25 protein-coding genes and 1 pseudogene are annotated in these 22,019 nt (G+C 43.3%); 9 read left to right on the forward strand and 17 right to left on the reverse strand.

The window, feature by feature from the left end:
• Window positions 1-99 precede the first annotated feature (99 nt).
• On the reverse strand, window positions 100-267 hold the full coding sequence (locus AC2VE5_RS11965; RefSeq protein WP_486887972.1) for a hypothetical protein: 168 nt from the start codon (window positions 265-267) through the stop codon (window positions 100-102).
• 169 nt (window positions 268-436) lie between these two features.
• On the opposite strand from AC2VE5_RS11965, the gene AC2VE5_RS11970 reads away from it, so the two are divergent.
• Entirely contained in the window at window positions 437-2,455 is a 2,019-nt protein-coding gene (locus tag AC2VE5_RS11970) for a primary-amine oxidase (protein WP_486887973.1), read from the forward strand.
• A 97-nt stretch (window positions 2,456-2,552) separates the two neighbouring features.
• On the opposite strand, the gene rpe is transcribed toward AC2VE5_RS11970, so the two are convergent.
• Complete coding sequence (rpe, locus tag AC2VE5_RS11975) at window positions 2,553-3,272, reverse strand: ribulose-phosphate 3-epimerase (protein WP_486887974.1); 720 nt, start codon at window positions 3,270-3,272, stop codon at window positions 2,553-2,555.
• 140 nt (window positions 3,273-3,412) lie between these two features.
• Between rpe and AC2VE5_RS11980 the strand changes: the two genes are divergently transcribed.
• Together AC2VE5_RS11980 and AC2VE5_RS11985 are read left to right on the forward strand one after the other, a co-directional pair.
• On the forward strand, window positions 3,413-4,990 hold the full coding sequence (locus AC2VE5_RS11980) for a S8 family serine peptidase (RefSeq protein ID WP_486887975.1): 1,578 nt from the start codon (window positions 3,413-3,415) through the stop codon (window positions 4,988-4,990).
• 133 nt (window positions 4,991-5,123) lie between these two features.
• Window positions 5,124-5,330 (forward strand): proteinase inhibitor I4 serpin, encoded by a 207-nt coding sequence (locus AC2VE5_RS11985; protein ID WP_486887976.1) that lies wholly within the window; start codon window positions 5,124-5,126, stop codon window positions 5,328-5,330.
• Between the two features lie 3 nt (window positions 5,331-5,333).
• On the opposite strand, the gene AC2VE5_RS11990 is transcribed toward AC2VE5_RS11985, so the two are convergent.
• Complete coding sequence (locus AC2VE5_RS11990) at window positions 5,334-6,512, reverse strand: AI-2E family transporter (protein WP_486887977.1); 1,179 nt, start codon at window positions 6,510-6,512, stop codon at window positions 5,334-5,336.
• 106 nt (window positions 6,513-6,618) lie between these two features.
• Between AC2VE5_RS11990 and AC2VE5_RS11995 the strand changes: the two genes are divergently transcribed.
• On the forward strand, window positions 6,619-7,008 hold the full coding sequence (locus AC2VE5_RS11995; RefSeq protein ID WP_486887978.1) for a hypothetical protein: 390 nt from the start codon (window positions 6,619-6,621) through the stop codon (window positions 7,006-7,008).
• 239 nt (window positions 7,009-7,247) lie between these two features.
• Window positions 7,248-8,654 (forward strand): LCP family protein, encoded by a 1,407-nt coding sequence (locus AC2VE5_RS12000; protein ID WP_486887979.1) that lies wholly within the window; start codon window positions 7,248-7,250, stop codon window positions 8,652-8,654.
• A 15-nt stretch (window positions 8,655-8,669) separates the two neighbouring features.
• Here the strand turns inward: AC2VE5_RS12000 and AC2VE5_RS12005 are convergent, their stop codons facing one another.
• The 4 genes and pseudogenes from AC2VE5_RS12005 to AC2VE5_RS12020 form a co-directional block, all read right to left on the reverse strand.
• A complete protein-coding gene (locus tag AC2VE5_RS12005) occupies window positions 8,670-9,584 on the reverse strand; it encodes an alpha/beta fold hydrolase (RefSeq protein ID WP_486887980.1) in 915 nt (304 codons plus the stop codon).
• Between the two features lie 57 nt (window positions 9,585-9,641).
• Window positions 9,642-10,071: pseudogene (locus AC2VE5_RS12010) on the reverse strand (sulfurtransferase).
• A gap of 171 nt (window positions 10,072-10,242) precedes the next feature.
• Window positions 10,243-10,665 carry a DUF6220 domain-containing protein gene (locus AC2VE5_RS12015; RefSeq protein ID WP_486887981.1) on the reverse strand — a complete coding sequence of 141 codons (423 nt, stop codon included), beginning with the start codon at window positions 10,663-10,665 and terminating at the stop codon, window positions 10,243-10,245.
• A gap of 10 nt (window positions 10,666-10,675) precedes the next feature.
• A complete protein-coding gene (locus AC2VE5_RS12020; protein ID WP_486887982.1) occupies window positions 10,676-11,341 on the reverse strand; it encodes a DJ-1/PfpI family protein in 666 nt (221 codons plus the stop codon).
• A gap of 98 nt (window positions 11,342-11,439) precedes the next feature.
• Between AC2VE5_RS12020 and AC2VE5_RS12025 the strand changes: the two genes are divergently transcribed.
• From AC2VE5_RS12025 to AC2VE5_RS12040, 4 genes are all read left to right on the forward strand, one after another.
• A complete protein-coding gene (locus AC2VE5_RS12025; RefSeq protein WP_486887983.1) occupies window positions 11,440-12,129 on the forward strand; it encodes a helix-turn-helix transcriptional regulator in 690 nt (229 codons plus the stop codon).
• A gap of 88 nt (window positions 12,130-12,217) precedes the next feature.
• Window positions 12,218-13,168 (forward strand): ABC transporter ATP-binding protein, encoded by a 951-nt coding sequence (locus tag AC2VE5_RS12030; RefSeq protein WP_486887984.1) that lies wholly within the window; start codon window positions 12,218-12,220, stop codon window positions 13,166-13,168.
• Window positions 13,169-13,355: 187 nt separating this feature from the next.
• Window positions 13,356-13,586 (forward strand): hypothetical protein, encoded by a 231-nt coding sequence (locus AC2VE5_RS12035; RefSeq protein WP_486887985.1) that lies wholly within the window; start codon window positions 13,356-13,358, stop codon window positions 13,584-13,586.
• 311 nt (window positions 13,587-13,897) lie between these two features.
• A complete protein-coding gene (locus AC2VE5_RS12040; RefSeq protein ID WP_486887986.1) occupies window positions 13,898-15,382 on the forward strand; it encodes an ABC transporter permease in 1,485 nt (494 codons plus the stop codon).
• A 53-nt stretch (window positions 15,383-15,435) separates the two neighbouring features.
• Here the strand turns inward: AC2VE5_RS12040 and AC2VE5_RS12045 are convergent, their stop codons facing one another.
• The 10 genes from AC2VE5_RS12045 to AC2VE5_RS12090 form a co-directional block, all read right to left on the reverse strand.
• A complete protein-coding gene (locus AC2VE5_RS12045; RefSeq protein ID WP_486887987.1) occupies window positions 15,436-16,092 on the reverse strand; it encodes a glutathione S-transferase family protein in 657 nt (218 codons plus the stop codon).
• 9 nt (window positions 16,093-16,101) lie between these two features.
• Entirely contained in the window at window positions 16,102-16,788 is a 687-nt protein-coding gene (locus AC2VE5_RS12050) for a rhomboid family intramembrane serine protease (protein ID WP_486887988.1), read from the reverse strand.
• A 48-nt stretch (window positions 16,789-16,836) separates the two neighbouring features.
• Window positions 16,837-17,553: a rhomboid family intramembrane serine protease gene (locus AC2VE5_RS12055; protein ID WP_486887989.1), complete on the reverse strand. Its 717-nt coding sequence runs from the start codon at window positions 17,551-17,553 to the stop codon at window positions 16,837-16,839.
• Window positions 17,554-17,654: 101 nt separating this feature from the next.
• The gene (gene petJ, locus AC2VE5_RS12060; protein WP_486887990.1) at window positions 17,655-18,008 is read right to left on the reverse strand and encodes a cytochrome c6 PetJ; all 354 of its coding nucleotides are present in this window, start codon (window positions 18,006-18,008) and stop codon (window positions 17,655-17,657) included.
• Between the two features lie 106 nt (window positions 18,009-18,114).
• Complete coding sequence (gene petE / locus AC2VE5_RS12065; protein WP_486887991.1) at window positions 18,115-18,531, reverse strand: plastocyanin; 417 nt, start codon at window positions 18,529-18,531, stop codon at window positions 18,115-18,117.
• Between the two features lie 98 nt (window positions 18,532-18,629).
• Window positions 18,630-19,109, reverse strand: a complete 480-nt coding sequence (gene psbV2, locus AC2VE5_RS12070) for a photosystem II cytochrome PsbV2 (protein ID WP_486887992.1) — start codon at window positions 19,107-19,109, stop codon at window positions 18,630-18,632.
• A gap of 107 nt (window positions 19,110-19,216) precedes the next feature.
• Window positions 19,217-19,708, reverse strand: a complete 492-nt coding sequence (gene psbV / locus AC2VE5_RS12075) for a photosystem II cytochrome c-550 (protein ID WP_486887993.1) — start codon at window positions 19,706-19,708, stop codon at window positions 19,217-19,219.
• A 196-nt stretch (window positions 19,709-19,904) separates the two neighbouring features.
• The gene (locus AC2VE5_RS12080) at window positions 19,905-20,102 is read right to left on the reverse strand and encodes a translation initiation factor IF-2 (RefSeq protein WP_486887994.1); all 198 of its coding nucleotides are present in this window, start codon (window positions 20,100-20,102) and stop codon (window positions 19,905-19,907) included.
• 90 nt (window positions 20,103-20,192) lie between these two features.
• Window positions 20,193-21,131 (reverse strand): acetyl-CoA carboxylase, carboxyltransferase subunit beta, encoded by a 939-nt coding sequence (gene accD, locus AC2VE5_RS12085; RefSeq protein WP_486887995.1) that lies wholly within the window; start codon window positions 21,129-21,131, stop codon window positions 20,193-20,195.
• A 61-nt stretch (window positions 21,132-21,192) separates the two neighbouring features.
• Window positions 21,193-22,014 carry a prepilin peptidase gene (locus AC2VE5_RS12090; protein WP_486887996.1) on the reverse strand — a complete coding sequence of 274 codons (822 nt, stop codon included), beginning with the start codon at window positions 22,012-22,014 and terminating at the stop codon, window positions 21,193-21,195.
• Window positions 22,015-22,019 lie beyond the last annotated feature (5 nt).

Raw genomic sequence — 22,019 nt, forward strand, 5'->3', positions numbered from 1 at the left:
TCCCACAACTACAGCAGAAGTTAACTGATGCACTCCTTGCCATCACTCCTGAGACGATTGCTTCTCTCACTTCTTACAATTTCATCCTTGAAGCTTTATTTAGCGCAGCTTCATAAAGAATTGGTATAAGAATGGATAATCTTGAAGTTGTAGCAATTTATCAATAGCGATCGCTGCAATACCAAATAGCGCCGGGTGTGACTGATTAAATGTGTGAGTTTTTGCAACCAGACTAGCAGTTGTAACGGCGGTTTTTGGATCGCGCATCGATCATTATTTACGCTAAAAATTTAGCAACGCTTAGCTCTAATATGGTTTTCTGGTTTTTTAGAGCAAGATAAATTTTTCTGACTCTGAAAAAATCTCGCTATAGGCAGCAAATTCGTTGATAATAGGTCAACTGCTCAGTTTAACCATCAAAGTAAGTTCTCAAAGTATGAAAAAAATAAGATGGCTGCAAGGGTTGAGATTTATCTTCTTACCTGTTGCGATCGCGCTGATAATGGCTAGTCAAATCCTAGCTCAATCGCCCCAAATCGATAAACCATCTCAGATTACCCATCCCCTTGAACCCTTAACTGCGGCAGAGATTAAGACGGCTGTAACCGTCCTCAAAAAAGAAAAATCTTTAAGCGATCGCGTGGTATTTCCCAATCTATCCCTACGAGATCCAGATAAAGCAAAGGTCTTGGATTTTAAAATCGGTAATCCTATCGCCCGTGAAGCCTTTGTTGTCGTCTTAGAACCTGCTAAGAATAAAACCTATGAAGCCATCGTCGATCTCAAAAAAGCTAGTATTTCGTCTTGGAAAGAAGTCTCTGATGGACAACCAGCCTTAGTTGATGATGATTATGAAGTTCTATCAACCTTAGCCAAAACCGATCCACGTTGGCAAGCAGCTATGAAAAAACGCGGAATTACCGACTTAGAGAGTGTGGTGGTTGACGGTTGGGCAATGGGGCTAATGAGCGAGCAAGAAATAGCCTCTGGTAAGCGATTAATGCGGGGCGTGACTTACTACAAAGACAAAAAGCGGACGAATTACTATGGTTCTCCTGTTGAAGGCTTGGTGATCGTCATTGATTTAAATAACAAAAAAGTGGTTGAAGTAGTCGATCGTGGGGTTGTTCCCTTTTCTAAAACGAATTTTGATTACGATCCAGCTTCACTAAAACCATTACAACCTGCGCCTAAACTTCTACAGATTCAGCAACCCCAAGGAGTGACTTTTAAAGTCAACAAAAATGAAGTTACTTGGCAAAATTGGAAGTTTCGCTATCTCATGCATCCTAGGGAAGGTTTGACCTTATATCAGGTGTCTTACAACGATAAGGGCAAAGTTCGTCCAATTCTCTATCGAGCAGGATTATCAGAAATGGTCGTCCCTTACGCAGATACTTCACCATCTTGGGCTGTCAGAAGTGCCTTTGATGTAGGAGAATATCGCTATGGTCGGCTTTCGACGACTTTAACCAAGGGCAAAGATGTACCAGTAAATGCGCTGCTGTTGGATGCGTTATTTGCTGATGATGCGGGTAGCCCGGCGGTAGGCAAGGATTTAATTGCCATCTATGAAAAGGATGCTGGTATTCTCTGGAGACATTATGATGCTAATACGGAAACTTATGAAGGGCATCGCAGTCGAGAATTAGTCTTAACTACAGTAGCAGCGATCGGGAATTATGATTATGGTATTAACTGGGTTTTTCGTGAAGATGGAACCCTAGAAGTCCAAACCGATCTAACGGGGATTATGCTAGTTAAAGGCACAGAAGCAGTCACCGCCGGACAGGATGGCAACCAATTTGGTCAATTGGTAGCTCCTAATGTTTTAGCGATTAATCACCAACATTTCATTAATTTCCGTCTAGATTTTGATGTTGATGGAACTGCAAATCGGGTGACAGAAATGAAAGTGGCGGTCTTGCCCAAAAGTGAGTCAAATCCCCAATCTAACGCCTTCAAAATGGAAGAAATTCCGCTCTCAAGCGAATCGTTAGCCGTACGGGATATGAACCTTGCCGAAAGTCGTTCGTGGATGATTGAGAATGCTACTAAGAAAAATGCTTTGGGTGGAGCCATTTCTTATCTGCTCATGCCAGGCGAGAATAGCGTCTTTTATCCCCTAGCTGATTCTAATGTGCGTCATCGAGGACAATTTGCAAATCATCATCTTTGGGTCACACAGTATAAGCCAGATGAACTTTATGCCGCCGGAGACTATCCCAATCAAGGTTTACCCGACCAAGGTTTGCCTCAATGGGTAAATGATAACGAATCCTTAGATGGAAAGGATCTCGTTGTCTGGTACACGATGGGAGTTACCCATATCCCCCGACCAGAAGAATGGCCAATTATGAACGTTCACCGAGCGAGTTTTAAAATTATGTCCAGGGGTTTCTTTACCCAAAATCCTGTTCTTAATGTGTCGGATTCAGAAGTGCCAAAAAAGTAAAAATCTAACGGTACAGATGTAGACGGTTACTAGCAATTGGCAGTGGGTGTGGCTTGCCCTTGAAGCACACACCCCTGAACCTGTAAAATATCCTTTCTTATTTAAGACTACCAACGGCTGCAAGTTCTGGGGAAGGACGCTTGCTATTGCGAATACCCTTAATTGCTTCTGCATAATCGGGCGCATTGAATACCGCCGAACCTGCAACGATCGCATTTGCACCCGCTTCAATTACTTGCCAAGTATTATTAACTTTCAAACCGCCATCTACTTCAATCCAAGGATCTAAGCCGCGCTCGTCACACATAGCGCGCAACTTGCGAATTTTGGGAAGTACGCCAGGAATAAAGCTTTGACCGCCAAAACCAGGGTTTACACTCATGATCAAGACTAAATCGCATAATTCTAGAACGTAATCAATCAACTCTAAAGGCGAACCAGGATTAAGTACCACCCCAGCTTTTTTGCCGAGTTCTTTAATTTGTCCTAAAGTGCGATGTAAGTGAGGAGACGCATTGTGTTCGGCGTGGACGTAGATATGATCTGCTCCAGCTTTGGCGAAATCTTCTACATACTTTTCGGGTTCCACAATCATCAAGTGGACATCTAAAGGCTTTTTGGTAACTGGACGAATTGCCTCAACGATTAATGGACCAATGGTAATATTTGGGACAAATCGACCATCCATGACATCAACGTGAATCCAATCGGCTCCGGCGGCATCTATCGCTCTAATTTCATCTCCCAAACGGCTAAAATCAGCAGATAGGATAGATGGAGCAATTACAATTGGTTTGGGCGATGGCGCATTAGTCATAGATTAGTTCTCCTAAGTCCTCAGTTATAAACATTTTAACATTGGGCGACGGCTTCCACTAACGTAGTCAAAGTTGCTGTTCCTCATCTAAAAACAATTAAAATTAAGTGTTTGGGTGCAAAGACTTGTGTTGAGATCGGATGATAAAACAACTGGCGTGGACAATTGGGGGATTGAGTGCGTTTGGGCTGAGTAGCCCAGTTTTGGCGCTACAAGATACATCGATCGGCAAATCGGGAATTGATGCTTTGCGCTTGCACCAATTTCCTTACAATTTAGTTGGTCGCAAAATTAGTATCGGACAAGTAGAAATCGGTCGTCCCGGACAGTATGGACTAGATAAAGCCGTATCGGGAAATCGAGCGATCGCATTAGCAGGAGTATTTTTACGCGATCGCCCAGCCAAAGCAAATAGTAACTTAGATCCCCACGCCGAAAACGTTGCCAGCGTCATGATTAGTTCTGATAAAGCTATTCGCGGCGTAGCACCAGAAGCAAGGCTGTATTCTGGAGCGGTTGGTTCCCTCAAAACTGCAGGTCAACCCGAAGAATGCTTGTCTACCCAGCACGTAGCCATGCAAAATAGCGGCGATGTTCGGGCTATCAACATTAGCTTTGGCGAAACTTTAGAGCGAGATCCTAGATTAAATGCTCGTTTAGATGGTAATGCGTTATTGACTCAGTGTATTGACTGGTCTAGTCGCTTCCACAACGTCTTGTACGCGATCGCTGGCAATCAAGGGAAGGGGGGTATTCCTATTCCTACAGATAATTACAACGGCATTAATGTTGCTTTTAGCAGTCGCAGAGCAGGAATTTTTAATAAGGTAGATGTTTCTAATTTGAGCGACACCAGAGTCGGGATAAAAGGGCGGCTAAATGGCAAAGAAGTAAACCAGGGCATTCGTCGCGCGATTGGCCTCGTAGCACCAGGAAGCAATATTTTTTTACTCAACCCCAACGGTAAAGTTACAAAAGTAACGGGTACAAGTTTTGCCGCCCCACACGTAACGGCAACAGTTGCCTTATTACAGGAATACGGCGATAAACAATTGCGTGTCAAAAGAAATAATTGGAGCTTGAATTCTCGTCGCCAAGAAGTAATGAAAGCTGTAATGCTCAATTCTGCCGACAAAATACAGGATAGAGGCGACTATTTGCGCCTGGCAATGACTAAGACAATTATTGATAAGCAAAATCAAGATTGGACTAGCTCGGATGCTTACACCGACCCTCAAATTCCTCTCCACGCTCAAATGGGAACCGGGCAACTCAACGCCTTTCGCGCTTACCAACAATTTAGCCCAGGAGAATCGAAACCAAAGGCAGTTGTGCCAGCAATTGGCTGGGATTACGGTAACATTAACGCCAATTCCGTTCAAGAATATGTATTAGCTAAACCTTTGGTTCAAGGTAGTTTTGTGGCATTAACTCTAGTTTGGAATCGGTTGGTCGAGCTAAATGATCCCAATAAAAACGCACAGTACGATCTCAAAGAGGTTTTTCGCGATCACGGTTTAAATAACTTAGACCTTTACTTAGTTAGCACCGAATCCAAAAATGTGCCTAGTATCTGCAAGTCTATTAGCAAAGTTGATAGTGTAGAGCATATTTTCTGCCCGGTTCCGCGTCCAGGCAAATACAAAATCCGCGTCCAATTTTCTCAACAAGTCAACAAAGCCTATCAACCTTACGCTCTTGCTTGGTGGACGCGCTAAAAAAATCAAATAATCCTGTTACCAAAATAGTAACTAAGGCGCGATCGCCTCATGGATAGTGCCATAGTAAAGTCTTGACTATTAGCAACACTCATCGCCTTAACTTAGATTTTCTAGAGTAAACAAGGTACTTATGAATCAGCAACCCTCCAGTCAAAAGGCAAGTTTTAAGCTGCGACGCTATGCAACTCGGTTAGGAAGACGGTACGCACTATCTGCCGCCAGCGTAGTGATGCTAAGCTTTTCTGTCGCTGGATACTCAAAGCTTGATACTACTTCTTCCTCCTTATTTATTCAACCGCCATCTTCTATTCAGCAGCAATCGCGCGATCGCCTCTAACAATTAATCCGTCGCTAATTTTTTAAGCTGCGGTTGCACTACTTCAACGGTAGTTTGAGTTGTATCATTAGTTTCTGGCTCTAATAAACTTGTATCTGTGGCGATTGATGCTTCTCCTGTGGCATTATTGCGCCCGCGTATGGCACTTAAGGCTGTTTTAATTACTACCGCCGTAGGCACAGCTACAATTACCCCTAATAGTCCTCCGACTCTTGCCCCTGTTAACACAGATATCAATATCCATACAGGATTTAAGCCCGTAACACTACCCAAAATCCGGGGAGCAACCAAGTTTTCGAGAATTTGCTGGACAATTACCGCCGCAATTAATACCCGCGAACCCAACCAAAAATCTTGCAAGGCAACTAATAGAGTAGTAGCAATAATTCCTACGGTCCCCCCAAACGGAATTAGTGCCATAATGCCTATGGTTAAGCCAAATAGCAACCCAAAAGGAACCTTTAGCCACAAAAAGGTAGGAATTAAGGCAAAAGCCATGCAAGTGCCAAAAATTAGCTGTCCAATAAAGAAATTTTGAAAGCTCAGCCGTAAAGTTTGAGAAAACGGTTGGCGAATTTTAGCTGGGAGCCATTCGATTAAACTTTGCCACAAACTGTCGCCATGCTGCAACAAATAAAAAGCTAGAACCATCGTCAATACAAAATCTAGCAAGCTAGTAACCGTAAGTACCGCCAGATTTAATACTTGAGATGCGATTGCTTGCAGTTGTCCTTTGAGGCGATCATTAATTTGTACCAATAGCGCATCGAGGTTGAGGGGGAAACCTTGATTGTCTGCCCATTGATTCAATAATAGTAACTGATAGCGTCCCGAATCAATCCACTCTGGCAAACGAATTACCAACTGTTGAGCTTGGGTAAGTACAAGCGGCACTAAAGTTACCCCCAAAGCCAGCAAAATTGATAAAGCTGCCAAAAACACCAAAATAGCTACTTGTTCTCGTTTAGCGCCCTTGCTCTCCATCCAGCTCACCGGATAATTGAGCAAAAATGCTAGTAGAGAGGCTGCCACTAAAATTACAATTAGCGAGTTGAAATAATTGAATATCGAAGAAACTGCCCAAGCATTAAGTACGATTAGAGGAGCTACAAGAGCGATCGCAGTTAATCGCCCTCCTAGGGTCATTCCATGCCACCATCCAAGTATTATGCGTTTCTGCATTTGCCTACTGCCGGATAAAATACAATCGAATTTGCTCAAGCGGTTACATTATCTCTAAATTCACCTCTTAAACTCATCCCTCTAGTTCGGGATTTTCGCAGACAATATGAAAAATGTTGAACCAACAGACAATTTAGACCTTAATCATTTACAGCTATTTTTCTATTTAATCCCAGTCCTTGGTTTTTTTCCGGCTTCATGGACGCTCTACCAGGGTGAAAAAGCTGGCAATTCTGCTGCCGGAGCGGAACAATTGAAAGTCAGTCGTTTGTCTGTAACCTTAGCAGGTAGTTGGTTAATTGGTTATTTATTGCTAGGAATGGGAGCAGAAACTTCAGAATTTTTATCGCTGCGGCTATTAATATTAAATACTTTTTTAACTTCAGGCTACTTTTTAGTCAGTATTTTGTTAATGGTGCGCCTTTATAAGCGTAAATCCGTGCGCTTGCCAGGGTTTAGCAATTTGGCAAAGCAATTAGATAAATACCTATCCTAAAAATTGAAACCAAAAAATTATACCTTCCCCTGCATTTTACGTAAAAATGCAGTTTGCTAGTTAAATATAATCCGAGTAAACTTTATCCTTGACCGTTGAATTTTGTAATAAGTAGGGCGGCTGACGGCTAAAGATTGTCTATTTGGCATATTTAGTCAATAATTATTCGCTAAATGCTGAAAAGGTCGCTTTCATTGAGTGTAATTATTTTTGGTGTTAATTTAAGTGTGAGGAAGTCCGTGGCAGTTCAAAAACATTCTGAGCGAAAGTCTCCTTCGATAAGTTCCACAAAAGCAATTAAAAAATCCTCTCGTCGTTCCGAGACTGGTCGTTGGTTGTGGTTTTGGGCAGGTTTAACGGGTGTAGCAATGATATCAGCCACCGCCGGAGCGCTGCTTGCAGTTTCTTTATCAAGTAAACCCTTGATGCAAGCAGAACTTAGCCCCGAACAAGAAGCAATATTTGGTAAAGGCGATCGCATATCTCGCGGTGGTTTGAAGCTTTCGGAACTAACTCGCCCAGTAAATATTTTAGTTTTGGGTGTAAAAGTCCTCACCTCAGACGTGAACAATCCTCCTCCTGGTAGCGACAAGTTGGGCTATCACGCCACAATTAACTCTTTTGAAGGGCTTTCCGACACAATGTTGTTGCTGCGTTTCGATCCGGCAACCAAAAAATTAGCCGTACTTTCAATTCCAAGAGATACCCGCGTAGCTGTAGAAGGACACAGCTTTAACAAAATTAACTCAGCCAACTATCGCGGCGGTCCTGCCCTTAGCGCTCAAGCTACTAGCGAACTACTAAACGGCGCACCTATTGATCGCTATGTCAGAATCAACGTCCAAGGTATAGAAAAGTTAGTTGATGCTTTAGGTGGGGTAACAGTTTACGTTCCCAAAGATATGAAGTATCAAGACGATAGCCAACACTTGTACATCAACCTCAAAGCCGGAAAACAGCACCTAAATGGCAACCAAGCATTACAATTTCTGCGCTTTCGTTACGACGAAAATGGTGATATTGGGCGCATTCAACGGCAGCAAATATTGATGCGGTCTTTAATGGAACAAGCATTAAACCCTACCACCGTGACCCGCGTTCCCAAAATGTTAGAGGTAATTCAATCGCACATTGATACTAATTTGACCGTCCAGGAACTAATGGCGTTAGTAGGGTTTGGCGTACAGACGAAACGCTCTGATGTGCAAATGTTGCTAGTACCAGGACGTTTTAGCGAACCGAGAGAATATAGCGCCAGTTACTGGCTACCCGATAGCGATCGCATTGCGATGATGATGACTCAGTATTTCAAAGTTCCGGCTGAAGGAATGCAAGCGGAGATAGATCCAGCAAGATTAAGAGTAGCAATTCAAGATAGCACAGGGAATGATGGAGCAGTCCAATCATTGGTAAATTCTCTAGCGGAAGCTGGCTACCGGAATGTATACGTGGCAAGACGCTGGAGCGAACCCTTGGATGTAACTCATATTGTCGCCCAGCAAGGCGATGACAATAGCGCTCAAACAATTCGTCAAGCGCTAAATGTCGGTGAAGTGCGCGTAGAAAGTACAGGCAATCTCCAATCTGACATCACAATTCAACTAGGACAAGACTGGCTGAAAAAACAAGAACAGCTTAAGCAATAAATTTATGTTGGTTATTTAGGGGGAATTTTCTTCAATCCATGCCTGCAAAATTGGATTAACCAATTCTGGCACTTCATCTTGGGGACAATGCCCTACACCTTCTAGAGGAATAAACTTTTGGACTTGGGGAAACTTAGCTAATTCTCTGCCCAAATCCACTGGTTCCCAAGGGTCAGCAGTTCCCCACAGCATAATAGCTGGGCATGGCAGCACTGCTAACAAGTCTTCAGGCAAAGGACCTTGACCGTAAGCCGTAAAAGCAACAAATACGGCTAATGCCCCAGCATCGCGGGCTGGAGCCATCAAAATATCTACCAATTCATCGGTTACAGCTTCCGGGTGGGCGTAAGCTTGCAACAAGATCTTGCGTACTGTCTGCGGCTTAGCTAATTGATTGAAAAAAAACTGACTGATAGGTTGAATCGATAAAAGTTTTTGGACTAAAGGCGCTCCAAAACGGCGATACCAAGGTAAATTTTGGCGTTTGCGATCGTGCAGCAGTCTCAAAGAACAATTGAGTAAAGCAACTCCCAAAGTTTTATCTGGTGCGTATACCGCCGCTTGCATTGCAGCAATACAACCAATAGAGTTACCAACTAAAAAAACTGGTTCGCCGACAACTTCAGTGCAAAAATCAGCAATTTGCCGTCCCCAAGTTTCAAAGGAGTAAGGCACTTGTTCGCCTGGTTTTAGTTCGCCCGGAATTGGCTTAGCTGAAGCGCCAAAGCCAATTAAATCGATCGCATACACGCGGGCAAATTGAGCTAGTACAGGTATATTGTGCCGCCAGTGCCACCACGAAGCGCCAAAGCCATGAATTAGAACGATCGCAGGTCCTCGATCGCCTTGGGCTTGGTAACAAATTGGAAACCCTTGCCAAGTCCAAGTTTTAGTTGTGGTATTTGAGAGAATAGAGGTAGAAGTTGTCATGAAATGAATTAAATTAAGGTGCGATCGCTCTATTTATTGTGACAAACTTCTAGCAGCTTACTTCTCTACCGGAGCATCGGGAATGCGGCTCCATTGGTTCCAAGAACCATCGTAGTTACGAATCCTTGGATAACCGAGCAAGTATTTCAGCACAAACCAGGTATAACCAGAGCGCCCACCAATAGCACAGTAGGGAAAGACTTGTTTATTTGCTGTAATTCCTTTGCTGCTATAAAGTGCCTGCAATTGATCCATCGACTTGAAAGTTCCATCAACGTTTAAAGTAAGAAACTGGATCGAGATTTATGCTTAGATTTGGCAGTAGTAAGCCAGCAAAAATATTCCAAAAAACTGCTCCAGGAATATAAGCATTTTTGTATAACTCTGGGCTGGTATCTACTTCTACCACTCGGATATTAAAAGCGCCCAACCGACTTGCAAGCCATTGAGTATCGACTAAAACTTCAGGATGAGCATACTGAGACATAGATTTTGGTGCGTTAGAGGACTAAAGCTAAAATAAGACTAATAGCCCTACTCAGCCCAGTCCTCGAGCGGGTACACTTTGGCAATTATGACAATTCTTCTCCAACCATTATTTCAGGCGGTTTCTCAAGCAAAAGACGAACATCAATTGCGATCGCACCATTTCTACGGCTCAAGCTGCCTCAGCCCCAATATGTTTGGACGATAAACTACACGATACACGATGAACAAGGCTTGAAGAAACATAGAGTAACGTGAATCCAATCAGAGGATGGAGTACCTCTAGGTGGAAAGGAGTCTTGAGATGAATGCTGGCAAATTGTAGCCCAAGCAGCACAGGTAGACTGACAGTGAGCGATCGCACTTTGTTTGAGAAAGGAGCAACAAACGCCCATCCCAGTAATATTAAGGTTAATCCACTGTACCCTCGCACTAGCCAAACATGAATATTCCACCATGCAGGATCGTTGAAGTAGGCAACTCCAACCGTTAATAACTGAGCAATCAAGCAGAGGTTAAAGACGATTGAAGTTGCGTAAAAACCAATTTGTACCCAATGGGTGGAAGTGCGCTCAATTTCTGAATTTGCGGTCATATTAAACTGCCTACTTTACTTCTAAACCCAATGTCCCCGTAGCATAGGACATCGCCTTATGCACTAAATCCGCCCCTGCTTTTTCGGGTGAACCTACATCGAAGGGAGGGGCTGGATCGTACTCCAACATTAGTTGTGCGAGTTTGGCGATTTCCTCACCACAAAGTATGCCAGCAATCGTTAGACCAAAATCAATGCCTGCCGTAACACCCCCGCCTGTAATGCGATTTCGGTCAATTACAACTCGCTCTGTTCCGACTTCAACTCCCAATTGTGCCAGTTGTTCCCGTGCTATCCAGTGAGTCGTGGCTCGATAGCCTTGTAGCAGTCCTGCTTTTGCCAAAAACTCAGCACCTCCACACACAGAGGCAACAAACTTTGCGGTGCTACCTTGCTTCTGGAGAAATTCAAGCACTTTTGGATCGTCTACTACTGCCCTTTGTCCTAAGCCGCCGCCGATACAGATAACGTCTAAGGGCGGACAAGCTTCAAAAGTGGTATCTGGCAAAATCACCATTCCATCATCGGTTTCAATCGGGTCTAGCGTTTTCCAGAGGCGATGAATTTTGACACCAGGGAGGGCGCTAAAAACTTGTTGGGGTCCCACAATATCGAGTGCCGTCATGCCTGGATAAATTACTAAGCCAATAATGATGGGTTTTTGTGAGTCAGTCATAAAATCAATTGTCCTAATGGCGCTTACTAGGAATAAAACTAGAATAGGATTAGTAACCCTGTTCAGCCCAGTCCTCGATCGGGTACACTTTGGCAACTATGACAAGTATTCTGCAACCATTATTTCAAGCGATTTCTCAAGCAAAAAACGAACATCAATTGCGATCGCAGGTTGTAGAAACGGGGCGCGGGTATTTTCAAGCAAAACGTTGTGGTGTATTCTTCTTCGATCGGCTTTCTTCTGCCAATAGCAATCTCCATAAAACAATGCAATTGGCACTATCAGTTGAATACAATCCCGTTGCGCGTTATCTCGTAGAGCGTCATGCCCCCGTACATGAGGGTTTACTAGCATCTCCCAAAACCTGGCGGCTGATTTGTCCACGCGCCGATCACTGGCACGTTATGGCAGGTCCTATTGTCAGTAGCGGTCAATTAGTTGGGGCTGTAGGTTTTACCCGCGAACAGGTTATGCCTGCGTTTGATGCTCAAAATCTAGCAGACTTGAGCGCGCTATGTTTGCATTTATCTACTTGGGCTGCGACAGTACGATCGCCACCTCCACAAAAGCTAGAAAGCGATTTCTTGACTCCTCGTGAAATCCAAATTGCTCAATTGGTTGCTCAAGGACGGACAAATGCAGAAATTGGCGTTGAACTTTGGATTACCGAAAACTCTGTCAAGCAAGCCCTCAAAAGGATGTTTCGTAAACTTGAGGTTTCTTCCCGCGCCCAGATGACAGCGCATCTCCATACAAGGTTGCTCTCATCTAACAGTGTAGAAGTCTAATCTATTGTTTCAATTTATGCAACTCGACACCTAAGTTAGTAAGTACAGGCTAGGCTAGACCAAAAAACGGCTATCAGTTTCTGCACCTATGACCAAGGAATTAGCAATCAAAACTTGTGGAATAACTAAGCGCTTCGATCGCCATATTGCCGTTAATGATGTTGACTTAGAAATAGCTGTAGGTGAAGTTTATGGGTTGATCGGACCAAACGGTGCGGGAAAAACTACCCTAATTCGGATGTTGGCGGCGGCGGAAGAACCGACTAACGGCGAAATTTATATCAATGGCGATCGCTTATTGTTAGACCAAAGCAACCCTTTACTTAAGCGTCATCTCGGCTACTTACCCGATGATTTCCCATTATATAACGATCTGAGCGTTTGGGACTATCTAGATTATTTTGCCCGGTTGTACCTATTAAAAAATCCTCGTCGCCGTCAGCGCCTAAACGAAGTATTAGAACTTGTTCAATTAACATACAAGCGCAATAGTCAAATTCATTCGCTGTCGCGGGGAATGAAACAGCGTCTTAGTTTGGCTCGAACCATTATTCACGAACCGATTTTACTACTTTTAGATGAGCCAGTTTCTGGACTAGACCCCATCGCCCGACAGCAATTTCGGGAAATTATTAAAGTATTGCAAGAAGCTGGAATGACGATATTGATTTCCTCTCACGTCCTTAGCGACTTAGCAGAACTTTGTACCTCGATAGGAATTATGGAGTTAGGCTATTTGGTAGAAAGCTGCAATCTAACCGATCTTTACCAACGCCAAAGCCGCCAACAGATTGTTATATCAACGTTAGGAGACTTAGAAACTCTCAAAGCTCAACTAATCGAGCATCCATTAATTGAAGAATGGGAACTTGTGCCACAAACAAATAGTATGCGAGTTTACTTTATAGGCGATCGCACTGATAGTGCAAAATTATTGCAGTCTTTGATTAATGCTGGCATCCCAATTACAGAGTTTCATTGCAGTCAGGAAGACTTAGAAACTATTTTTCTCAAACTCGGTCACAAACAACCATCTTGATTAAGTGCATATTCCCAAGCCGCGAATAACAAACTAAACAGAGAATTTTTATGTTGAAACTAGACTGGCTCGATCCGCTAGGCGATTGGAATCCCCAACTATTAAGAGAACTCAAAGGACGACTCACAAACCGCGCAACTTAATCTTAGCTGGAGCCATATCCATCCTAGGTCAGTTCTTACTATTGATGTCTTTTCTGCTGCGCGTACCACGCGCAACATTAGATAGAAACTCTATAGAAGTATTGCCTACTAGCAGTCCTTACTGTATAGCCCCTGAAGATAGGACTTTTCGCAAATGTCTTGTAGATGCGGCGGGCAATTTGGTTATTGACTGGCAAAGATGGTCGCTAGACTTATTTTTAACCGGATTTCGCGGAATTCCCCTTCCTCGCCGCAGGCAGGGAGGGGATGGATAGCGGGAGACTCTTAGTCTCCAATTAGTCTTGACTTTCACTTCTAGGTATGAGATTATACATATACCCAAAGCTCTAGTCGGGAGAGAGGACGTAGCCGCAGTCGGCGAACCGCTTACAGAGCAGATAAAAACCCTAGAGACTGCACTGAACTTGAAAGGCGAATAACGTAACTTTTCATACATAAGTTCTAAACCAAAAAAACAAAATATTTTCGTCTCAGGAAGTGGGACGACTGCCTGTGGAGGCGGAGTAAGACCATCATCGGGTCTAGTCCCGAACTCAGAAATGAGTACCTAACGTGGCATCGGCTGTTGAAACGGGAAACTCCAAAGGCGAATAAGACCGCCCTTGCCAGTTGTGTTGGAAGCCCCAACTTCAGCGAAGCAAGTTGGGGTACTTCACTGTTGAGCTTAATTGGCATATTTGGTTTATTAGTAGCCGGAACTTACCTATTAATTGACAACTTAGCTCAAGAAGAACGTAAAGGGACGCTAAACTTTATTCGTTTGAGTCCGCGATCGCCTCAAAGTATTTTATGGGGCAAAATTTTAGGAGTACCGATTTTGCTCTATATAGTCGCGCTTTTGGCTGTACCTTTGCATTTGGGGGCTGGATTAGTTGCTCATATTCCTTTAATTCGGATTTTGAGCTTTTACGGCGTATTAGGAACCAGTTGCGTATTTTTTTATAGCCTCTCCCTACTATTTGGCTTAGTTAGTTCTAGTGTATTGAGTGGATTTGAGGCTTGGTTAGGGAGTGGTACTGTTTTAATATTCCTCTGCTTTGCTTTGCGTAAACGGATAGAAAGCGATCCTTTTGATTGGCTAAATGTATTTTCTCCAGCTTTAATTCTTCAATATCTAATCTCAGCTACTGGCAACGAACCGACAATTTCGTTCTCTCAATTAGAAATTCAAAATTTACACTGGTTTAACTTGCCTGTAGGGCTAGGAATTCTAGGCGTAGTCAGTATTTCGGTCTTAAATTACAGTTTGTGGACCTATTGGAGTTGGCAAGCTATGCAGCGCCGCTTTCCTAATCCTAGTAAGAGCATATTTAGTAAACGTCAAAGTTATCTATTAGTTGCTTGCTTTGAAGTAGTAGCTTTAGGCTTTGCTGTTTTTGGCGAAAAATCTGGGTTAATATACCATTTTCAGATTTTACTTGCTTACAACTTCCTGCTGTTTTTCGGCTTAATTATTGCGCTTACACCTCAAAGACAAGCTGTACAAGATTGGGCGCGATATAGAAAGCAAAAACACTTTAGCCCCAAGGGATTATTAAATTCATCTCTAGTTCGAGATTTAGTATGGGGTGAAAAAAGTCCAGCAATAGTTGCGATCGCTCTTAACACCGCAATTACAGCTATTATCTTAATTCCCTGGATTCTTATAGCATTAGACGAGCGCGATAAATTATCAGTTTTGATGGCTTTGGTTCTGAGTTTAAGCTTAATTATGGTCTATGCCGCGACTTCTCAATTAGTTGCATTTATGCAAATTCAAAAACAGGGACTTTGGATAACGGGCATCTTGGGGGTGGTAATTGCTTTGCCGCCCTTTATACTTGGCTTACTTTTTGGAGATCCTACCAACGGCTTAACTTTATGGTTATTTACCGTCTTTGCTTCTGCTGCCGTTGAAAATGCTGGGGTATTTAACATTTTTATGGCGCTACTTGGGCAGTTGAGCATACTTACCTTATGTTCTTGGCAAATCACTCGTCAGCTAAAAAAAGCGGGTGCTTCTGGCTGCTTGACAAGATGCCAGCCATCACAGAGATTGCCCCAATTATAGTGTTCCGCCTGCTCTTTACTAATCATTTTGATTCTGCTGCTAAAAAATAAAACTTAGTAAATTTCTTCTTGTTCTAGATATTCTGATTCTAAACTTGCCGCTTTCAGCAACTCTTGCATAGCCGGGAGCAAATAAATCTGCTCTACATAAGCCGATGAAATTGGATCTAGCTTGACATCGTAAGTAACAAAGCGTGATGCTACTGGCGCAAACATGGCATCAGCAATTGTAAAAGTTCCAAACAACAGATCGCCTTCATTGGCAAATTTTTCCCGACACTCGCGCCAAATAGCTGTAATTCGATTGATATCTGCTTGTACTTTTGGCTGTATTCCTTTTCCAGGCAACTTAGCCCGACAATTCATTGGCATATGCTGACGCAAGTTAGAAAATCCAGAGTGCATTTCTGCGCTAACGCAACGTGCGATCGCTCGTTTTGCTATATCTCGCGTCCATAAATTAGTTTGAGGGAAAACTTCAGCTACATACTCGCAAATAGCTAAAGAGTCCCAAATTGTTAAGTTGCCGTGCTTGAGAATCGGGACTTTTCCGGCGGGGGAATATTTCAAAATTTCTTGCTGCGTAGTCGGATTATCAAGGGGAATACGAACTTCCAAAAATTCTATCCCCGATTGCTTCATAGCCAGCCAAGGACGCAATGACCACGAAGAATAGTTTTTGTTGCCTATTATTAGGGTGAGTTGTGCCATTAGGTTATTTTAATCGCGCCTCATTAGCCCTAACATTGGTCCCAAAACCGCCCCAAATACAAAGCCCCCAGCGTGCGCCCAATAAGCAATTCCGCCGCTTTCCATGCCTACATTTGTCCTCACTCCCAAACTTGCAACACCAAAAAAGGCTTGTTGAAGAAACCAAAAGCCTAGAAACAAATAAGCGGGAAGTTGGAAAGTAGTAATAAAAAACCCTAGAGGAACTAAAGTTAAAACTTTGGCGTGGGGAAAGCGGAGAATGTACGCACCCATAATTCCAGCGATCGCACCACTTGCCCCCAACGATGGAATGCCTGAATTTTGCGAGAAAAACCACTGCGCCAAAGCTGCCAATGCGCCACAACCTAGATAAAAAATCAAATACTTGATATGACCTAGCCGATCTTCAATATTGTTACCAAAGATCCACAAAAACAACATATTACCCGCTATATGCAGAAACCCACCATGCAAAAATTGGGAGGTAAATAAGGTCATCCATTCTGGTAATTGTCCGATTGCAGGGCAACTACCAGATAATTCACAGGGAACCATCGCCGCAACGTGAAAAAACTGCTCTAATTGTCTTTCGGGCAAACTTAGTTGATAAACAAAAACAGCGATGTTAGCAATAAATATTCCGTAGGTAACATACGGGGTAATTGTAATCGGGTTGTTATCTCGTAATGGAACCACAGGTAATTATTCCTAAATAAAGAAAGCAAATCTTTTTATATTTTGCCTTTATAAATAGGCTTTTTCCTCTGGGGTCTGTTCGAGTAATCCGAGTAACGGACCTAAAATTGCCCCAAACACAAAGCCACCAGCGTGCGCCCAGTAAGCAATTCCACCACTTTCCATCCCAATATTAGTTGGTGCTTCAAAGCTGGCAAATCCGTAAAAAGCTTGTTGCAAAAACCAAAACCCTAGAAAGTAAAAGGCTGGAACCCGTACCGCCGGAAAGAATAAACCCAAAGGAATTAAAGTTAAAACTTCCGCGCGAGGAAAGCGAAGGATGTATGCTCCCATTACCCCAGCGATCGCCCCACTCGCACCCAAAGACGGAATCCCAGAGTTTTGCGAGAAAAACCACTGAGTTAAGCCTGCAAGTACGCCACAAGCGAGATAAAAAATTAAAAACTTGACATGACCTAAGCGATCTTCAATATTATTGCCAAAAATCCATAAAAACAGCATATTACCGCCCAAATGTAATATACCGCCGTGCAAAAATTGCGAAGTAATTAGGGTTATCCATTCTGGTACGGGTTGATTTACTGCTATACCGCCAAAACTTGCTGTTAGTTCTTTTGGTACTACCGCCGCCAAGTGAAAAAATCCATCTAATTCTTGAGGAGGTAAACTTGCCTCGAATAAAAAAGCAAGAATATTTGCCGCAATTAGCCCAAAAGTCACGTAAGGAGTAATTGTTATCGGATTATTGTCTCTAATTGGAACCATGCCGACTTATTTCCAGTTTTTTGAAACTGGCAACAGAATAACTAATTTTTAGTTCGGTAGCTTCTAGCCTGCGGATGGATTTATTAATTTAAGTTAAAAATTTACCAGCCTTTTTCGGCTTGTTTTAGTACATAAGCAGCAACTGCTTCAATTTGGAAGTCGCTTAATCTACCTTTAAACGCAGGCATAGCTTTTTTACCATGCTTTACTTGAGTTGCGATCGCCTCAATAGAATGAATATGGTACTTAATCAACGCTTGTTTGTGCAAATTTTTGTCATCGATAACGATATTACCGCCCCCTAGATGACAAGCCGCGCAGTTATGGCTAAAAATTTCTACTCCGCGATCGGATTCTACAGCTAGTGCGGGAAAGTTGTATAAAAGTAAAAACGTAAAAGTGCTTAATGCTATTTGCGCTAAGACTGATAGTAAGAAGGGCAAAATTTTTCTCATAGCGCTGCACCGATAAAAATTGTAAAAGGGAAAAGGTTATACTTTCAACCTTTTCCCTTTTATAAAATTATGAGCTAAGTTTTAACCAACAAGGGAAACTAAGACTTTATTCTGCTACGGTAATTTTGCCAATCATGCCTGCGCCACGGTGGGGTTCGCAGTAGTAGGTATATTCTCCAGCAGGCGCGTCAGAAAAAGTTTCTTTTACAGTTTGCCCAGGAGTCATGAGCAATTGCTTGTGAGACAAGCCCTTGGCTAAGTCTGCGCTCTTGGTGGGGTTATTAGCTGCATCAAAAACAACGTTGTGAGGTGGGACTTTATTGTTTACCCACTCAACGGTATCGCCGGGTTTGATAGTTAGTTTGGCAGGATCGAAGACTAGCATACCTTTATCCGATCCCAACTTAACTTGGTAAGTTTCCGCCGCCGCCGATGGGGTAAATAAAGCAAAGCTGCTCACTAGCGCCACCATTGTTAATACTACTAAACTGCAGCGCCGTAAAGTTGCAGCAATTAATTTCATAGTTTTCTCCAAAAATATCGATCTTTGTTATTCAATAATACCGTTTCTGGGTACTGCACAGCGCGATCGCACCATCGATAAACTCTAGTTTTATCTGTTTATAGCTTATCCGTACCCCAGCCGGGGGCTTTTTGTGCCGCCGTGAGGACGAAAGCTGCCAAACTTTCTATTTGGTCTTGATTCATCCAGCTTTCTGGCACTTGGCGACACCAATAAGTTTCGCTGCTACCGTCATAAACCATTGGTTGGCGTAAATAAGCAACAAGAGCGTTGATATTGTCGCGCGGAGGAGTTGCGCCCTTTAGTTTGGGCAAAGATAAAGACACTTGCGGATCGGGCAACGTAGCGCCGCCTACATGACAGTTGAGACAACTATTTTCAAATAGTTCTTTGCCACGAGTTAAGGCTTCAGGAGAATAAGAGCGCGTTTCGCCATTTTCGTTCAATGCCAAATCTATAGGCTGCGTCACGTGCAAAAAACGCACTAAATAACGGTCAATATTTGCAGCTTGAGCAGGATAAGTTTGGACAATTGAAATTAAAATTATGGCAATAACACAACACAATCGACGTAGCATTTATAAAATTCAACCTTAATTGTTTTTTTAAAGAGCGATCGCCCTGTTTAATCAAAGCCTCCAGCATTCCGAGGATGGCTGGAGGCTATTGATTTAAGTTTCAGGCTTTAGTAGTAAATTTTGCCACCGCCCCACTTATCACCAACAATTTTTGGTTGTAGTAAAACGTGACCGGAAATAGCTACTAAGTCATCTTCTGATAGATTTCTCATTGCTGCGTAAATATCTGCACTCTTGGTACTGGGGTGCAATTCAGCAATTTCTTCCTCACCGTCGTAAGTCGTAGGATTATGCAAGTAATCGACTAATCCTTCGATATTATTCCGGGGTGGAGTTGCTAGAGCTAGGGCTTCGGGATCGAGTCCTACGTTTTGGTTTGTTTTAGTTACGCCCCCAGCATGACACTGAGCGCAAGCATAGTTAAATAAGCGTTTGCCTTCTTGAACTTGCTTAAGGCTGAGTACCGTCGTATCTCCTTGACCATTTAATGGCACTGTCCGTACAGCTTCGCTAAGTTCGACGGCTGCCGCACCACCAACAACTAGCCCAAACGCCAGTAGTAGAGTTGCCATCGCAAGAGCGATCGTTTTTTTAAACATAGTTCCCCTTCAAAAGTTTCGACTCCGAATACAGCTATTTATCATGGGCTTAATTCTCTTGATTACTGTTGTTCGAGCAAAAACCACAGGTAATAAATTCGGCTGCGGTTCTTATTTTTCGGCAAAGTCATCACCAACAAAGCAAAATGCCATGTATCTTAATAACTTTTAGTTTTTATGTAAAGTTGAGTGCATTTTAAACTTGTCGCTCGTTTGAACTTGATTGTATTTGCGTCAAGACGTGGGAAATGATTGCTTTGGCATCTTCTAAAGCTAGACGAGTCTTAGAGGATTTATAAGCTATTCCCAACTGGTCGCACAGAGCTAGTACATCCTGTTGGGAGAGGTTGTAGTCCGCCGCTATTTCGGCAATGGACAAGTCTGCAAAACCCATAATGAATAATTCAGTAATAGATAGAGATTAAGCCGCTTTAATATCAATATCATGTCGCGAACGCAATTTGTTACCAAAACTTGGCATGGGTTAAATCGGTTGCTGGGCGATTGCCTCCGGCACTGCCCCTTGGTCAATCGCACTTTGCCAAGAAGCTACGGCGGGTCTAGTTGTAATTGGCTGATGCAAGCAAATTAGTTGAGCCAAGGTTTTTTTCAATTGCGGACGCGGGATGATCGCATCGACAAAGCCGTGACGCAATAGGTCTTCGGCAGTTTGAAACTCCTCTGGCAACTTTTCGCGGATAGTTTGCTCGATTACCCTGCGTCCTGCAAAGCCAATAGTAGCTTTGGGTTCAGCGATAATTAAGTCGCCAAGCATGGCAAAACTTGCCGTAACGCCTCCAGTGGTAGGGTTTGTCAATACGGGAATGTATAGCAATTGCGCTTCGCGGTGGCGCTCTAAAGCCGCCGATATTTTTGCCATCTGCATCAAGCTCAACATTCCTTCTTGCATTCTTGCCCCACCAGAGGCACAAATAATAATTGCCGGATAGCGATTGAGGGTAGCTTGTTCAATTAGACGGGTAAGTTTTTCGCCAACCACCGAACCCATACTACCGCCCATAAACCGAAAATCCATTACGCCTAGAGCAACGGGCAAGCCGTCGAGCTTACCAATGCCTGTTTGTACCGCATCTACTAAGCCAGTTTTTTCTTGAGTTTCTTTCAATCTGTCGCTGTAGGGTTTGCGATCGCGAAATTGCAATGGATCTAGGGGATACAAATTTTGGTCAATGGGGTTCCAAGTGCGATCGTCGATTAGTTGGCGAATGCGCTCTTCGCTATCAACGCGGACGTGATGCCCGCATTCTAAGCAGACCATTTGATTTGCACGCAAGTCTTTGGTGTAAGCAAGTACGCCGCAAGCTACGCACTTATTCCAGAGTCCATCGGCAATATCACGTTGGGGTTCTTTATTTGTAGAGCCAGTTTTGCGGCGATTTGCGAACCAATCAAACAGGGACATGAGTCTAGAGCGCTCTGCATAAATTTAAACATTACGATCTTACTCGAAAGGGAGCAAGTGTTTAGCTAGTAGGGAAAAACCACCCAATGTAAGTGGATAAAAGAAATTCACCCCAAAACACAACAATCAATGCTCCCAGCGCCAGAAAAGGACCAAAAGGCATAGGTTGCCGCCGATTGATGATGTGAAGCGCGATCGCACCGCCCCCAATAAATGCCCCCAAAGCGCAAGCAATAAAGCTTGCCAACAACAAGTATTTCCATCCCAGCCATGCGCCCATCATTGCCGCTAATTTACTATCGCCCCAACCCATTGCTGCCTGTCCAAGCACTAAGGAGCCAAATATAGTAATTAAGTTTAGTAACCATATTCCCAAGACTGCACCAATAATTCCTGCCATTAGCTGGTTTATTGCTCCAGCAATGCTATTTTGTGTCACGTACCCGACAGCAAACTGAAATATCAGCCCTAATATTAGTCCTGGCTGAGTTAGAGAGTTGGGTAAGGTCATGGTATCGAGATCGATAAGCGATAGGGCTAGTAACCAACTACAAAATGTCCAATAGCCAAGGGTTTGAATCGAAACATCAAACTGCCAAAATACGCACAAAAATATTAATCCTGTAACCGCTTCGACAATTGGGTAACGAGGAGCAATTTTAGTCCGGCAATGACGACAACGCCCGCCAAGCATCAACCAGCCAAAAACCGGGATATTTTCTCGTAACCCTAGTTTATGCAAGCATCTTGGGCAACGAGAGGGGGGATGAAGTACCGATAATCCGGCAGGGACTCGATAAATGACTACGTTTAAAAAACTGCCTATAGATGCCCCCAATCCAAAAACGACGAAAGAAGCGGGTAATGCCAGCAGGGTATCCATAGTTT

Source organism: Aliterella sp. E5.1, from assembly GCF_057473825.1.